General features: G+C 58.1%; 12 protein-coding genes and 3 pseudogenes. 10 read left to right on the forward strand and 5 right to left on the reverse strand.

Annotated elements, in window-relative coordinates; translation table 11 throughout:
* Nucleotides 1-30: 30 nt before the first annotated feature.
* A complete protein-coding gene (locus ACSQ9D_RS29920; protein ID WP_436285445.1) occupies nt 31-717 on the reverse strand; it encodes a glutathione S-transferase family protein in 687 nt (228 codons plus the stop codon).
* Nucleotides 718-824: 107 nt separating this feature from the next.
* Between ACSQ9D_RS29920 and ACSQ9D_RS29925 the strand changes: the two genes are divergently transcribed.
* The 4 genes and pseudogenes from ACSQ9D_RS29925 to ACSQ9D_RS29940 all read left to right on the forward strand — a co-directional run.
* The gene (locus ACSQ9D_RS29925; protein WP_436285446.1) at nt 825-1,397 is read left to right on the forward strand and encodes a TetR/AcrR family transcriptional regulator; all 573 of its coding nucleotides are present in this window, start codon (nt 825-827) and stop codon (nt 1,395-1,397) included.
* Nucleotides 1,398-2,111: 714 nt separating this feature from the next.
* The gene (locus ACSQ9D_RS29930) at nt 2,112-2,786 is read left to right on the forward strand and encodes a hypothetical protein (protein ID WP_436285447.1); all 675 of its coding nucleotides are present in this window, start codon (nt 2,112-2,114) and stop codon (nt 2,784-2,786) included.
* Between the two features lie 365 nt (nt 2,787-3,151).
* Nucleotides 3,152-3,256 (forward strand): annotated as a pseudogene (locus tag ACSQ9D_RS29935) (NUDIX hydrolase); the annotation flags it as partial.
* Nucleotides 3,257-3,388: 132 nt separating this feature from the next.
* Nucleotides 3,389-3,571: pseudogene (locus ACSQ9D_RS29940) on the forward strand (glycerol-3-phosphate acyltransferase); the annotation flags it as partial.
* Here ACSQ9D_RS29940 and ACSQ9D_RS29945 read toward each other — a convergent pair.
* Nucleotides 3,561-4,766, reverse strand: coding sequence for an NADH:flavin oxidoreductase/NADH oxidase family protein (locus ACSQ9D_RS29945; RefSeq protein WP_436285448.1), 1,206 nt, complete (start codon nt 4,764-4,766; stop codon nt 3,561-3,563). The pseudogene ACSQ9D_RS29940 and the gene ACSQ9D_RS29945 sit on opposite strands and share 11 nt — an antisense overlap.
* A gap of 115 nt (nt 4,767-4,881) precedes the next feature.
* Nucleotides 4,882-5,322: a VOC family protein gene (locus tag ACSQ9D_RS29950; RefSeq protein ID WP_436285449.1), complete on the reverse strand. Its 441-nt coding sequence runs from the start codon at nt 5,320-5,322 to the stop codon at nt 4,882-4,884.
* Nucleotides 5,323-5,522: 200 nt separating this feature from the next.
* Between ACSQ9D_RS29950 and ACSQ9D_RS29955 the strand changes: the two genes are divergently transcribed.
* Nucleotides 5,523-5,981, forward strand: coding sequence for a MarR family winged helix-turn-helix transcriptional regulator (locus ACSQ9D_RS29955; protein WP_436285450.1), 459 nt, complete (start codon nt 5,523-5,525; stop codon nt 5,979-5,981).
* Between the two features lie 21 nt (nt 5,982-6,002).
* Here the strand turns inward: ACSQ9D_RS29955 and ACSQ9D_RS29960 are convergent, their stop codons facing one another.
* A complete protein-coding gene (locus ACSQ9D_RS29960; protein WP_436285451.1) occupies nt 6,003-6,944 on the reverse strand; it encodes an alpha/beta fold hydrolase in 942 nt (313 codons plus the stop codon).
* A gap of 331 nt (nt 6,945-7,275) precedes the next feature.
* Here ACSQ9D_RS29960 and ACSQ9D_RS29965 point away from each other — a divergent pair.
* Nucleotides 7,276-7,671 (forward strand): annotated as a pseudogene (locus tag ACSQ9D_RS29965) (integrase core domain-containing protein); the annotation flags it as partial.
* Nucleotides 7,672-8,234: 563 nt separating this feature from the next.
* Here the strand turns inward: ACSQ9D_RS29965 and ACSQ9D_RS29970 are convergent.
* Nucleotides 8,235-9,314 (reverse strand): LacI family DNA-binding transcriptional regulator, encoded by a 1,080-nt coding sequence (locus ACSQ9D_RS29970; RefSeq protein ID WP_436285452.1) that lies wholly within the window; start codon nt 9,312-9,314, stop codon nt 8,235-8,237.
* A gap of 246 nt (nt 9,315-9,560) precedes the next feature.
* Here ACSQ9D_RS29970 and ACSQ9D_RS29975 point away from each other — a divergent pair, with 246 nt between their 5' ends.
* From ACSQ9D_RS29975 to ACSQ9D_RS29990, 4 genes are all read left to right on the forward strand, one after another.
* Entirely contained in the window at nt 9,561-10,535 is a 975-nt protein-coding gene (locus ACSQ9D_RS29975) for an autoinducer 2 ABC transporter substrate-binding protein (RefSeq protein ID WP_436285453.1), read from the forward strand.
* Nucleotides 10,536-10,649: 114 nt separating this feature from the next.
* Nucleotides 10,650-12,140 (forward strand): sugar ABC transporter ATP-binding protein, encoded by a 1,491-nt coding sequence (locus tag ACSQ9D_RS29980; RefSeq protein WP_436285454.1) that lies wholly within the window; start codon nt 10,650-10,652, stop codon nt 12,138-12,140.
* The gene (locus tag ACSQ9D_RS29985) at nt 12,133-13,149 is read left to right on the forward strand and encodes an ABC transporter permease (RefSeq protein ID WP_436285455.1); all 1,017 of its coding nucleotides are present in this window, start codon (nt 12,133-12,135) and stop codon (nt 13,147-13,149) included. Before ACSQ9D_RS29980 ends, ACSQ9D_RS29985 begins: the two co-directional genes overlap by 8 nt.
* Nucleotides 13,146-14,141: an ABC transporter permease gene (locus ACSQ9D_RS29990; protein ID WP_436285456.1), complete on the forward strand. Its 996-nt coding sequence runs from the start codon at nt 13,146-13,148 to the stop codon at nt 14,139-14,141. Before ACSQ9D_RS29985 ends, ACSQ9D_RS29990 begins: the two co-directional genes overlap by 4 nt.
* Nucleotides 14,142-14,143: the final 2 nt, after the last annotated feature.

Raw genomic sequence — 14,143 nt, forward strand, 5'->3', positions numbered from 1 at the left:
GCTGCGGTCGAATCGCTGTCACGCGGTGGATCAGAAGCCGAGGCGTCGCAGATCTTCGGTGACGAACATCTGGCCGCTGCGATTCTTGACGCTCGGCAGCTCGGAGACGTTCGCGCGCCAGGTCTCCAGCGCGGAATGGTCGCCGGGGATGGCAATGCCGGCGGCGTCCGCGAACATCAGCCCGGCAAACACGGTGATGTCGGCCATCGAGAATGCATCGCCGGCGACGAATGAATTGTCCTGCAACACCGCATCGAAATATTTCATGCCGGCTAGCGCCTTGTCGCGTTGGCGATTGCCCCAGTCCTGACGGCCGGCCCATTCCGGGCTCTTGAACACCCGCAATTCGGCGCCCAGACCCGGCGTCGCATGATGGAAGTAGTTGCCGACCGCGTCGAGCAGCTCGGATTCGGCCCGCTTCTGCATCATGTGGATGACGGCCTTTTCCTTCGGTGTCTTGCCGGTGAGCCGCGGATCGCCGTCGAGATTGTCGAGATATTCGGTGATGGCGGTCGCCTCACTGATGTAGGTGCCGTCCTCAAGCTGGAGGACCGGCAGCACGCCCGAAGGGTTCTTCTGGAGGAAGGCGGGTTGCTTGTGTTCGGCGGCAATGAGGTCGACGGAGACGAACTCGACCTGTTGTTCGAGCCCTTTCTCGGCGAGCACGATGCGGATGCGGGCCGGATTGGGAAAGCCGGGGCGATCGAAGATTTTCATTGGAAACTCCTTAACTGTCTATCGATAGATAGATAACATTTAGCCGATTACCGCTTTCTTTTTTTGACGTCAACATCTATCTATCGAGTGATAGGTATGGAGCGGCGATGGCTAGAACGAAAACTGATATGCACGAAGCGGTCATGGCGGCCGCCAGGGCGACAGTGCAGGCACACGGCTACAATGCGCTCAGCTTTCGCGAGCTCGCAAAAGAGGTGGGTATCAAGAGCGCCAGCGTGCACTACCACTTTCCCACCAAGGGCGATCTCGGGGCCGCCCTGGCTCATCGCTACACTGAGGATGGGGCGGCCTATCTGGCGGAGCTGCTGGCGACGTCCGAAGACGCGACTTGGTGCCTGGACAGATACGCGGAGATCTTTCGCTCCGCCTTGGCCAACGACAATCGCATGTGCCTGTGCGGCATCATGAGCGCGGAACTCGATGACCTTCCCCCCGAGGTCCGGACCGAGGTCGATAAGTTCGCCGCGATGAACGTCGGCTGGCTTACCAAGGTGCTCTCACGGGCAAGGCCTTCGGCGAGCGAGCAGGATCTGCGGGAACACGCGATGGCGATCTTTGCTGCCATCGAAGGGGCTCAGCTCGTCGCGCGCGGTTGCCAGGACATCGCCATCTATGACCGGACGATCCGGGCCTATCGGACGACGGGTCTCATCCCGTAATTGACTGACGGCGTCCGATGGAACTGGGCTAGCGGACTGCTTGAGCGCGCGCGATAGGTTCTTGCGCAAGTTCGACCGGCTAAGCTGTCCGCCGAGTCATTTCCAGCGCCTTTAACTGGCGGGCGAGGTTATAGGGCTCATTGAAATGTGGCCGAGCCGGTGGCGACCAGCCCGATCCTGTTCGTCCCGCGCGCGACGGCTGCGAGCGTCAGCATCGGGCCGATGGGTGATCTGCGGGGCTTCGATTTCGATATCGCCTTTCAGCGCCGGAAAGTCCAACACGAACAAGAACTGAAATTTACCCCGTTCCGCGCGACTAGACGCCGGCTGCTAGGCCGCTCTCGTGAACACCGACCTCACATGATCCGACAAGGACTCCGACCGCGAGTCCAATCCCGCGCAATGATCGCAGTAGTATCTGAAACGCTTTGCTTTTCGGTCGATGCTGAAACCCAGTTCGGGATTGCTCGGCCCAATCCTTGGCGCGACGTCACCCTCGGGCCTTCGAAGTACTCGCTACGGCCACCTGCAAGCTGCTCGACGAAGGCGCGTCCACGACCAGTGGAGATGAGGGCTAGATCCCAAGGTCATTTCCACGCCCTTGAATCCCATCCGGCGCAATCTCATCTTCCGGAAAGCAATTCCTAATCTCGCTCAAGTAGTGATTCCCTCTTGCCCAATGAAAGCCGCTTTTCGAACTCTACGAGGTGAGTGTTGACGCAGTTTTTCGAAACAACTCAAGGCATTTTGGTGTTGGGAGCAATGATCGGCGCTGGTTGTTTTGCTGCCGGCACGATCATACCGAACGCATTCCGGTGGGCGAGTGCTGAGCGTTTTCGCAAGTCGAAAGGCGACGCGCGGGGTGCGGCAATGCTGACGGTTTTGGCTTTGGATGATTTTGTCGGCGCTTCCTATGCTGCAGTTCACGATACCCCCGAGTTTAATCCGATAAATGATGGCGAGTTCGCGTTTCACGTTCCGGATCCAACCTTGGTCCTTCCTTCTGGCCAGGATCTGAGCGTGCTTGGCGAAGAACTTCTCGAAGAAATCTTGTGGTTATCTAACCGCGTCACGAACCTGTCGAACGCGTTGGACGTTCTCGACCTCTCGAGGCCTGGCTTCGACAGCTTCTTCGAACGACGGGAAGAGGGCTATGCGGTCCTGGGGGCGAAGGCGATGGATCTCATCGAGCGGTTGCTTGTGGAGTTCGACGTTCGACTGCCTGACAAGCCTGACTACTACCGGCAGCGCGAAGGATTCGCTGCGATTTTGCGAAATGCCGGCGAGCGCCAGTTGCGGAGAAAGAAGCTGACGCCCAAGGTCGAGCCCGAACCCGGTGGATCGAATATCACTCAGCTTTTCCCCAAAACCGGCGGAGACGCCGATTGAGCAGCGTCTCGTCCGTCAAATGAAAGGCCAGCGTGCTGGTCGGTACGGCGTCGAGATCTTCCTCCGTCAGGATGACGTAGTCGTTCTCGGAAGGGCCGGAGGAGCAGTGTGGACGACGCCGGCGTTTGAACGTGAAGAGCGCTGGTCGCCGCGCCCTCCCATCGGTATCAATATCCGCGCCACGCTTTCCTTTGTTTAAAGCGATCAAGCGGCCTCAGCGATACCCGAAAGTGGGATGGTTTCGTCGACACCGCAGAACCTCGCGGTTAGCTAGAGAAGGCTTGACTGGCGAGCTCTCCCATGAACATGGCATGTCTCGGAGAGGAAAGGTCATGGGCAACAAGCCGACGGTGCCCGACGTGGCGTGGGTTAGCCCTGACGAGGCAGCCCGTCGTGTGCGAGAAGTTGGACTGAAATCCCTACTGGTGGAATTCACTTCTCACGGGCGTCAATCGCCTCAAGCACGATGAGCGGGCTCGTCCCCTCTCCTAACTCGAAATCGAAGTTGCCAATTCGCCCGGAAATCGGCAGGTTTGCTCCATGAACGGTCATTTCTATCCACGACCAAGCGTGACGGCGGCCTCCTGGGAAACGTAGGTTCTATGATGTTTTGGATAGGAAGTTCCGTTGGATTGCTGGTTGCCTATCTCCTCGGTTCTACACCGACTGGCTACCTGGCAGGAAAACTGGTCAGAGGCATCGACATCCGCGAGCACGGCTCCAAATCCATAGGAGCGACGAATGTGCTACGCACTCTCGGCAAGTGGCCCGCGATCATCTGCCTCCGAAATGAGCCGACCACACTTTCGTTTGGTACTCGTCGCGGGCCGCATAGTCTTGGATTGACTGTTCGAGGTCTCCGAAAGCTGGTGTTTCCTTGTCAGCGCCGATCTCAGCCAGCCGCATTGTGTACCACGCAGTAATCCCACCCTCCGGGGCATCTGAAAACCTTGGAAAGGTCGGCTCGGGTTTCTGATTTTCTTTCCAGAGATTTGGCAGCGAAGGTTCCAGGACGAGCGCACGAGCGAGACCGACAATATCAATTGCACCGCTTGCCACAGCGTCTTCGGCCTGTGCGCGCGTCTTGAAGCCACCCGTCAACATAAGGGGCTTCGTCGTCACAGCGCGTGCGCGTTTTGCGAATTCGAGGAAGTAGGGTCCGCGTCCGGACCTGTCGGAGGCAGATTTCGCTCCGGGAAAGTAGGTTCCGCCGCTGATGTCGATCAGGTCGATCGAAGATCGGTCCAGTGCTTCCACTACCTTGAGCGCGTCTTCCTCGTCGAAGCCTCCTTCGAGTTCGTCCGAAGAATTCAGCTTCACGGCAATCGGGAAAGTCGGTCCGACAGCGGCGCGGGTCGCGTCAATGGCTTCCAGCAATAGCCGCATACGATTGGCGATCGCGCCCCCGTCCCCGTCCGTCCGCTTGTTAAACAGTGGCGAAAGAAACTGGCTAAGCAGAAATCCGTGCGCTGCGTGAATTTGCACACCTCCAAAGCCAGCTTTCTGGGCTAGCCGGGCTGTCGTGGCAAATTGCGAGGACAGTTGACGTATTTCTTCGGATGTTATTTCCGCGCAACGCAGCCCCTGCAGGTTGAACGCAGTCGGGCCCTTGGGGTTGCTGGTTGGTGCGTAGGCAAGGGCTCCGGCGTGGCCGAGCTGCAGCCAGAGCCTGGTGCCGTTCTCGCTGCCGTATCGAGCAAGTTTCCGAAACCGTTCGAGGTCCGACGCTTCGTTCAATACAAGGTTGCCGGGGTTCTCGGCGTAGCCGGACGTAAGCTGCACCTCGCCGATTATCGATACGGCCAGCCCGCCTTCGGCCCAGCGTTGATATAGCCTCATCTGCGCAGCGGTCGGATGGCCGGTTCCGTCGCCTAAGGAGTCCGACATCGCTGATTTTGCAATTCGATTATTCAGCTTCAAACCACAAGGCAACTCAAGCGGTTCGAACAGAGGTCCACGAGTTTGCATTAGAGATTCCATGGCAATACTCCGGTATTCATTTTTATCGACGAAAACGGGTTGCGCGGCAACCTAAGCGCGGTGCTCCACTCTTGGCTGGGAGGCGTAACTGTCACCCCTCCCAGCGGCTTCAGCATCAAATTTCGTCTGGACCTGCACGGTAGACCAGAAACTTGCTGCCCTCAGTATCGCGGAAATAGGCACAGTAAGGGTCTGCGCCATTCTCGCCTCGCGGACCGGGAGCACCTTCGTCCTGGCCGCCGAGGGCCAAGGCCGCCGCGTGGACTTCCTTGACCTGTGCGCGGGAGCGGGCCTCGAACGCCACCATGCCACCATTGCCCACAGTAGCTGGTTGGCCGTCAAACGGCTTGATGACGCCGAACTCAAGGGTCTTGCGTCCGTAGTAAACGGCACGACCAGGCTGGACGAGAACGCGCCCGATGCCGAACACGGAAAGCAGTTTGTCGTAGAACGCCGAAGCGGCGTCCAGGTCATTCGTTCCCACCGTCGAATGGCTGGGCAAGCCGCGAACACTCTGCGTTTCGGCGGCCGATTTACTGATGGTAGTGTCGTTCATTTCAATTCTTCCTTTCATACTTGGTTTGATGGCCGCCTTTTCGGGCGGCCTATGGCTCCAAGGCGTCGGCGGCGCTCTAAACCAGAAGTGCCGGACCGTTTGCCTGCCTTGAAGGGTCTCGGTGCTATGCCCAGGATTTGACTGGATGTTGCATACACACTATTTGACTCGGACCTTTGGAAAGTTGTGGAGGTTGAAGGATGGATCGAATTGATCCCAAGTCCGATATCGTTGGCGAAGTCGTATCCGGATGCCTGATGACGAGGGCCAGACGCATCTCCCGGGTGATCACAAATATCTATGACCAGGAATTGCGTAGCCATGGCCTGAACGCATCCCAGTTCTCGATGCTCATCGTGATTGCAAAACTGGGTGGTGCCAGCCGTGCCGAAATCGGCCGCGCAAATTTCCAGGACCGAACGACATTGACCCGCAGCCTCGCACCGCTACTCAAGGAAGGCTGGATCGAGGAGCTTCCGACGGAGGGCGGTCGCAGTCGCCCGGTCGTCATTTCCGCCGCCGGGGAAAGACTTCTCAGCGAGGCCGCTCCTGCCTGGCGCGAGGCGCAGCGTAAAGCCAGCAGGCTCGTTGGCAGCGCTGGCGCAAAAGCACTCATCGACGTAGCCGAAAATCTTTCGAGGGAGGACGAACCGGCATGAAACAGCTCCTGTGAGTGCGCGCTAATTCGCGGCGCGGATTTCGGCCACGGTATCCTGCGGCGTCTGGAGGTGCGGATAATGGCCGATGCCTGGCAGAACATTCAGAGGAGCGCCGGTTCGTCGCGAGAATTCCTCGCCCATGGCTTTCTTGATGTACAGGTCATTCTCACCCCAGACGACCTTCACAGGTGTTTTGAGTTCGGCAAGGTGAGCCTCTAGGTAGTCCTGGTCTCGGGTGAAGTGCGAATAGTAGTGGTAGAATGCGTCGGCGGACGTGATGCCGCCGTGTCCCCATCCCTCCGTCATGTCCTTGAGGACCTCGGCCGGAAGATCGAACTGTTTTTCATGCGGCAAGCCGCGACGATAGACGTTCGCCAGAATCTCCGCGCTTGTTTCGTTCATGTACATACGGGTTTTCGATGCTGCCGGCTCGCTCTTGAGGTTCTGGAGGCTCTCGTACATGTACTCAGGCCTGTTGAACGGGGCGAAGTCTCCGACGACTATGTTTTTGGCTATATCCGGTTCCTCGATGGCAGCCAGAAGCGCGGGAAGCGATCCGATATCGGTCGCGTAGATTGTCAGCTTTGAGCGATCGATGCGGGCAGCCTTGATGTAGGCGGCCAAGATATCTGCGTAGTCTCTTGGCGAATATGAGAACTTGATCGGTGCGGGACGAGAAGACAGCCCATAGCCCGGCCAGTCGATGGTGTGGACTTCGTAGTCCTTTGCCAGCTCGGTGGCGATATCCTTCCAGACGAGCAAAGTCTCTGGAAACCCATGCAGAAAGAGAACGATGCCCTTCTGGTTTGCGCTATGGGCGACCATGCGACGAAGCGTGATGTCCGGGGCAACGTCTATGTAACCAATCTCGGTACGGGTATTCTCGGGAGCAGCGCCGGCTCCGACGGCAGCAGGGGCGCTCAGTGCGACTGAGAAAAAGAGTGGTATAGAGCGTTTCAACATCTCAAGACTCCTTCTTGTTTGGGCGCGATGAACGCCAAGCCGATTTCGAATGGGTGCTATATGATGCATATGCAACATTAGGTCAACTTGGAGCGAACCTCCGCAGCGGACGATTTTGTATTGCTTTGTATCCGAACGCGCGGGTGGCGACGCTTCGTTACATTTTAGCCGCCTTGAAAAGCATAAGGGATACCGAAAGGCACGATTTTGGATCGCAAGCACGGTGCAATCGCACCCGCTCTCGTCAACGAAGGAGCAATCCAATGAACGCTCGATTTATCGTTCCGCGGCTCTGGTCGCCGGGCGGCGGGTTTGAATGCCTATCTCGTTCACGTTCTCTCGCTTCTCTCCGGCGGTCGACGCACGCTTCAGCTACCGCGGCGAAGACGTGGAGCGGGTGTGCCGGCAGGTCGGTTATCCGGCGTCCATTCGTGTCGATAATGGCAGTGAATTCACCCGTGACCTTGATCTGTGGGCCTACCACAAGGGTGTCGTGCTCGACTTCTCCCGTCCCGGCAAGCCGACGGACAACAGCTATATCGAAAGCTTCAACGGCAAGTTCCGCGCCGAGTGCTTGAACGCGCACTGGTTCATGAGCCTTGACGACGCGCGGACGAAGATGGAGGATTGGCGTAGAGACTACAACGAGTTCCGGCCACATAGCGCCATCGGCAACAAGGTGCCGATTTCGCTCATGAACGGCTCATCGGCACCCCCGCCGAACTGAGCCTTAACCCCGGAAAATTCCAGCTCCTGCTGGCCCAAAATTAGCACTTCACAATGGGCCAGAGCTTACTTCAAAATGGATTATTTCAATGGGGCAAGGTCAACGCCGGCCTCAATCGAATGGCCCAACGGGGTGGAAACGAGTTCGGGATCGCAAGTGAGCCCTGCGGCTTGGATAGCTTCGTTATACCCTTGCAATTTCCCGAAATTGCCTATCGTGCTGGCGAAAGACGGTCCTAGCGATCCGATCCTTCGGTGTCCTCGTTCGATGAGGTGCTTCGTGGCGACGAACGCGCCTCGACGCTCATCGATACCAACGGCATCGATGTCATCAGCCTCAGTATGAATGAGCGAGACGGTCGGAAAGTTGTTCCGCCGCAGAGTTTTCGACTGGTCCAGTCTGGAATACAGAATTGGATAGATGAGGAGTCCGTCCACTGAGCGCGCCACGTTATCTAGTTTCACAGACGACACATCGTTCGTGTTCCCAGCGCGGGCGCTGCACGGTTTGGAGGAAGCAGGCATCTCTTCAAAGGGCTGCCCACATCTGAGTTCGGGCTCACCTCAAACTGCTCGTTCCGTTGGGGGTGCCGGGTCCTTCAACGCATCGAGAGGGCCTTCCAGCGCGGTGCGCGGAGGCACCAGTTGCGGCTCGATCATCACGATCTGCGGCTTGGCGTTTTCGTCTTCCAGCAGTTCGAAGCCCCGTTCGAGCATCTCCGAGATATTCGGCCTAATCATATAGACGGGAAACGGCAGAAACGATCCGAAAGGATCGTAGTCGAAACACCCTACGACAATATCGCCGAACGCCTCGCCATCGTGGTGCGCCATGAAGCGCAGCAAGCCCTCAAAATTGATGGACGAATTGATGAAGAAGCAGCGGGGCAGCCTCCCGTGCCGGTCGAAGAAGCGCTCGAAGGCAAGCGCGGTCATGCCGGGCGAATAGCCGGTAATCTCGACATCGCCGGTAGTGGCCACGCCAAAGATTGATTGCTTGACTGCATGAAACCCCGCAATGCGTTCGCGGCTTGCGTGATCATCGCGCCCGCCAAAAAGATACACATCCTCGGGGCCAAGCGGCTCCATACTCTCGGCGTGCCGTATGATCGCAGAAGTCAGTGCCTCTGCGCCTTGGCGGTTGTCCGCAATTACCGAAGGTGCGTACTTGCCCGGCAAGTCGATGTTCACATGCGGTAAACCCGCCCGTACACAGATTTGATGGACGCCGTCGGGATCGGTCGCGCCTGCGACGAAGAGCGAGTCAATAGAGTAGGCGATCAACGACTCGACCGTGCGTCGTTCCTCCTCCGGATCGCGTCGTCCTGAGACGACCATGGGGACAAGCCCGCGCTGTCGCGCCTTCGCCTCGAACGTCTGAGCCATCGAAGAAAAGAACCGGTTGTCGTAGACCGGCAAGAGTAGCCCCGTTAGTCCAGATCGCGAGCTTCTCAAGGCTCGGGCTTGCAGGTTTGCCGTATAGCGATGCGCTTTTGCCAACTCTATTATTTTCTCGGCCGTTTCTTCCGAGATACGTCGCTTGCGCCAGGTCCCGTTCAGGACTGCGCTGACCGTTGAGGCGGACGCGCCCGACACCACCGACAGATCGTAAATCGTTGCTTTCTTTTGCTCTTTTTCTGACATCCGCAAATCTCCTCAACGGCTCCTTCTGTCTAGAACAACTGGGCTATTGACGAAAGTCCTTTTGGTGTTATGGTTATTGCACCATCGATTGTGCAAGAAAGCAAGAACGATTGTGCAGAGGTGGTCGCTTAGAGGAAAGCGGTAAGGGAGGGGTTCCGAAATGGGAGCCAAAAACGCTCAGCACACAAGCATGGGGCTCGTGTGGCGATTCTCTCTTGCCGGCTGTGTTTGGAGGAGAGAAATCCCATGAAGAGAATGCTCGCAGTCACGCTCGGCCTCTCGCTGACGCTTCTTGCATCCACTGCATTTGCAGGGCCTAAGATCGGCGTCGTCGTCAAGATCGGCGGTATCCCGTGGTTCAATGCCATGGAAGCTGGCATTAAGGAGCAGAGCACCAAGCTCGGTGTCGAAGGCTTCATGGTCGGTCCGACCAGCGCCGATCCGGCTCTCCAGGTTCGTGCTATCGAAGACCTTATCGCACAGAAGGTCGATTACATCGGAGTTGTTCCGAACGACGCCAAGGTCCTGGAGCCCGTCCTCAAGAAGGCTCAGGAAGCCGGCATCAAGGTCATCACGCATGAATCGCCCAAGCAGGTTGGTGCCGATTGGGACTTCGAGCTTGCGTCCGCCAAGGGCTTCGGTGAAGCGCACGCCAAGCTCCTTGCGGATAAGATGGGTGGCAAGGGTTCCTATGCGGTGTTTGTCGGATCGCTCACCGTTCCGCTGCACAATGCCTGGGCAGACGCAGCCATCGCCTACATCAAGGCAAACTATCCCGACATGAAGCTTGTCGGTGACCGCTACGGCGTAGCTGAAGACGTCGACAAGAGCCGCTCAACCGCTCTCGACCTGATGGCCGCCAACGCCGATCTGACGGGCTTCCTGGCATTCGGTTCTCAGGGTCCTATTGGTGCTGGCCGCGCTGTGGAAGAACGTCGCAAGGATGGAAAGGTCTTCGTGATCGGGCCGTTCTCCCCGGGGCAGGGCGCAAAGCTCATCAAGTCGGGCGCGATCACCGGCGGGTTCATGTGGAACCCCAAGCAGGCTGGCGAGGTCTTTGTGACCCTCGCGGATCGCATCTCAAAGGGTGAGAGCGTCAAGGCCGGCGATGAGATCGAGGGCCTCGGGAAGATCAATCCCGAAGGCAATACGATCATTGTCGACCAGCTTTTGGCCATCAATAAGGAAAGCATCGACAAGCTGGTCGGCATGGGCCTCTGATCCTCCCCAAGCCTACGCCTGGGGTCGCGAGGCGTTCGCTCCGCGCGACCCCCCGTAGAGACTTAGCAGTCTGCGCCGTCCGCCAAATCAGGCGGCTGATCAGGGGGAAAAGCTATGAGCGCTGAACCGCTCCTTTCACTCAAGAATATCAAAGTAACGTTTGGTGGTGTGCGGGCTCTGAAAGGGGTTTCGTTCGAAGTTAATCCTGGAGAGGTGCATTGCCTTGCGGGAGAAAACGGATGCGGCAAGAGCACGCTGATCAAAGTCATCACTGGTGTCTATAAACCGCAGGATGGCGCAGAGTTCTTCTTCGACGGTCAGCCAATTACGGCGATGACACCGACCCTTGCGCAGTCACTGGGCATTCAAGTCATCTGGCAGGACCTCGCGCTCTTCTCAGAGATGACGGTCGCAGAAAACATCGGCTTTCAGTACGCGGTCAACGGAAAGTACGGCCTGGTGGACAAGCGGGCGATAGACAACGCCGCCGAAAAGGCGCTTGCCCGGCTCGGCGTCAGTATCGATCTCCATCGGCCGCTGAAGGAGTTGCCGATCTCGCAACGTCAGATCGTCGCCATTGCACGCGCGCTCGTGGGTGAAGCTCGTCTTGTCTTCATGGATGAGCCGACTGCGTCGCTGACGCAATCCGAGACTGACTACCTGATCGACATCGTCCGCAACCTGTCAGCTTCGGGTGTCGCTGTCGTATTCGTCTCGCATCGTCTTGCGGAAGTGCTCGAGATTTCCGATCGGATGACCGTCCTTCGCGATGGTGCACTGGTCGGCGTATTCCCGGTCGAAGGTATGACCCAGTCGCGCGTTACCGAACTCATGACGGGCCGAAACTTCGACAACGCAGTGGTCGCCACCGATCATGATCACGAGCGCGTCGTACTCTCCGTGCGCGGGCTCACGCGAGCCAGAGAGTTCGAGAATATTACATTCGATCTCAGACGCGGCGAAACGCTTGGAATTACCGGCCTCCTTGGTGCGGGCCGTACGGAGTTGGCGCTTACTCTCTTCGGAATGCACCGTCCACAAGCGGGCGAGATCACGATCGAGGGTGAGCGCGTCAGTTTCGGCTCCAATCGAGACGCAATTCGCGCAGGCGTTGCCTATCTTTCGGAAGACCGGCTGTCGCTCGGCCTTAACCAGCCGCAGTCCATCGCCGACAACGTGGTGATGGCATCCCTCGATAAGCTTCTGTCGGGTGGGATGATCTCGCCAACCAAGAAAGCAAGCGTTGTCGACCACTGGATTTCGGCGCTCGGCGTCAAAATTGGCAGACCGGAAGATCCCATTCGGACACTCTCTGGCGGCAACCAACAGCGCGTTGCGATCGCCAAATGGTTGGCCATTGGTCCGAAGATTCTCATCCTCGACGCCCCAACCGTTGGCGTCGATGTCGGAGCCCGGGCTGGCATCTTCGAGATCGTGCGCAAACTGGCGGCCCAGGGCCTGGCGATCATCCTGATCTCTGACGAACCGCCGGAAGTCTACTTCAACGCCGACCGCATCATTCACATGGTGGAAGGCAAAATCCACGCGACCTACGACCCGCGTAGCGTGTCGCTCGCCGAACTGGAGTCTGCCGTCTATGCGTAGACTGATCCTTGGACACACAACCGAATTCACGCTTCTGGCGGTCATGATCGTTCTTTGCATCGGACTGTCTTTTGGGACCGATCGTTTTTTGACGATCTCGAACGCGTTTGATGTGCTGAACGTCTCGGCCGTCAACATCATCTTCGCGGTCGGGCTGCTTGTCGTCCTGATTTCAGGGGGGATCGACATCTCCTTCGCCGTGGCCGCATCGGTCGTCCAGTACGTCACGGCTCTCGCGCTCGGCGCGTTGGGCGGGGGCAACTGGGCCGAAGGGTTCATTATCGCCGGAGCCATCGGCATTGGCTTGGGTCTGATCAACGCAGCTCTGGTCTACCGGCTGCACATCATTTCGATTGTCGCGACAATCTCGACCTTCAACATCTTCTTCGGGCTCCTGATGTTCTTCACCAAGGGCGTGTCGATCTACGACCTGCCTGAATGGCTGACGACCCGCGTGGTGTTTTTCGAACGAGAGATGGCTGACGGCTCCTGGATCGAGCTTACACTGCCTGTCGTCGTCATGATCCTCTGCTGCCTCGCGACCTGGTTCATGATTTCCCGCACGACCATCGGCCGACAGCTCTACGCGTTTGGCGACAACCCGGAAGGAGCACGCCGCTTCGGTATCAACATCGGAGCCATGCACTACATCTCCTTCGGCTGGATGGGTCTCATGGCCGGCATCGCCGGGCTGATGCAGGCCCACTACGCCGAAGAAGTCGTTCCAAACGCGCTTTATGGTCGGGAACTTGACGTCCTGGCGGCCACGGTTCTCGGCGGCGCGCGGCTAGGCGGCGGCAAGGGCTCCGTTATCGGGTGTGTTCTCGGTGTCCTGATGGTTTCGATTACTCAGAACGGGCTGAACCTCATGGGTGTCTCGCCCTTCGCATTCAAGATGATCGTCGGCGCGATCATTCTCATTGCCATCACGCTCTCGTCCGCACGGATCGACAAGCTTCTGCCGTTCCTTGCGAAGGGCAGCGCCAGCAGGAGGGGCATGCACCCATGAAGGCCATCGCTCAGAAGTTCAACGCCACTTTCGGGGCCGACATGACGGGCCCGGTCGTCGCGTTCCTCGCCGTGATAGTCATCTTCGGTCTCGCGGCAAACAATTTCATCTCTGCTGCAACGTTCGGCTCGGTCGCTTTCCAGCTTCCGGAACTGGGACTGCTCACGCTCGCGATGCTGCTTCCGCTTCTGACTGGGGGCATCAATCTTTCAGTTACGTTCACCGCTAATCTGTCAGGCCTCGCCGCAGCGTGGGTCATGCAAATGTACGGCGGCGTCGATGCGCCTCCGTCTGCCTTTCTGCTCGGGGTCCTTGCCGCGCTTGCCACCGGTGGCGCTGCCGGGCTGATGACAGGTGCTGCCATCGCCTACACACGCGCCCATCCGATCCTTGTGACGCTGTCGATGATGATCTTTTTGCGCGGGCTGGGCGAGTTTCTGACACGTGGAGGCGACGTATCCGGCTTCCCGAGCTTCATCGCTCCGATCGGTCACGGACAGATTTTCGGCTTTCCGATACCGCTGCTGATCTTCATCGTCTGCGTTGGTCTATGGCAGCTCCTGCTGACGCGCTTCAAGCTTGGCTTTGGCCTCCTGATGCTCGGTTCCAACATCGAAGCAGCCCATTACTCCGGCATCAACACCCGTCGCATCCTGGTCCTCGTGTATACGTTGTCGGGCCTGATGTGCGCGGTCGCGGGCGTGATCATGCTCGCTCGCTTCAATTCGGTACGCGTCGGACACGGTGAGTCTTATCTCCTGATCACCGTGCTGGCTGCGTTCCTGGGTGGCATCAATCCCTTTGGTGGTTTCGGACGAGTTTTACCGGTCTTCGTCGCACTCATCGTGCTTCAGCTTTTGTCGTCAGGTCTCAACCTGATGGGAGCCAATCAACATCTCGCGACGGCGCTATGGGGTGTTCTGATGATCGTCGTCATGGCAGCGAGAACCATTGTTTCGGCCTACATGGCCTCACGCAGAAAAAAGGGATGAAC

Origin of the sequence: Rhizobium sp. LjRoot258 (assembly GCF_964254185.1) — a bacterium.
Classification (GTDB): domain Bacteria; phylum Pseudomonadota; class Alphaproteobacteria; order Rhizobiales; family Rhizobiaceae; genus Rhizobium.

Bases quoted from the DNA above. Each gene is read 5' to 3' on its own strand.
- ACSQ9D_RS29920 (WP_436285445.1), bottom strand. From the start codon at position 717: ATGAAAATCTTCGATCGCCCCGGCTTTCCCAATCCGGCCCGCATCCGC.
- ACSQ9D_RS29925 (WP_436285446.1), top strand. From the start codon at position 825: ATGGCTAGAACGAAAACTGATATGCACGAAGCGGTCATGGCGGCCGCC.
- ACSQ9D_RS29945 (WP_436285448.1), bottom strand. From the start codon at position 4,766: ATGGAATCTCTAATGCAAACTCGTGGACCTCTGTTCGAACCGCTTGAG.
- ACSQ9D_RS29950 (WP_436285449.1), bottom strand. From the start codon at position 5,322: ATGAACGACACTACCATCAGTAAATCGGCCGCCGAAACGCAGAGTGTT.
- ACSQ9D_RS29955 (WP_436285450.1), top strand. From the start codon at position 5,523: ATGGATCGAATTGATCCCAAGTCCGATATCGTTGGCGAAGTCGTATCC.
- ACSQ9D_RS29960 (WP_436285451.1), bottom strand. From the start codon at position 6,944: ATGTTGAAACGCTCTATACCACTCTTTTTCTCAGTCGCACTGAGCGCC.
- ACSQ9D_RS29970 (WP_436285452.1), bottom strand. From the start codon at position 9,314: ATGTCAGAAAAAGAGCAAAAGAAAGCAACGATTTACGATCTGTCGGTG.
- ACSQ9D_RS29975 (WP_436285453.1), top strand. From the start codon at position 9,561: ATGAAGAGAATGCTCGCAGTCACGCTCGGCCTCTCGCTGACGCTTCTT.
- ACSQ9D_RS29980 (WP_436285454.1), top strand. From the start codon at position 10,650: ATGAGCGCTGAACCGCTCCTTTCACTCAAGAATATCAAAGTAACGTTT.
- ACSQ9D_RS29985 (WP_436285455.1), top strand. From the start codon at position 12,133: ATGCGTAGACTGATCCTTGGACACACAACCGAATTCACGCTTCTGGCG.
- ACSQ9D_RS29990 (WP_436285456.1), top strand. From the start codon at position 13,146: ATGAAGGCCATCGCTCAGAAGTTCAACGCCACTTTCGGGGCCGACATG.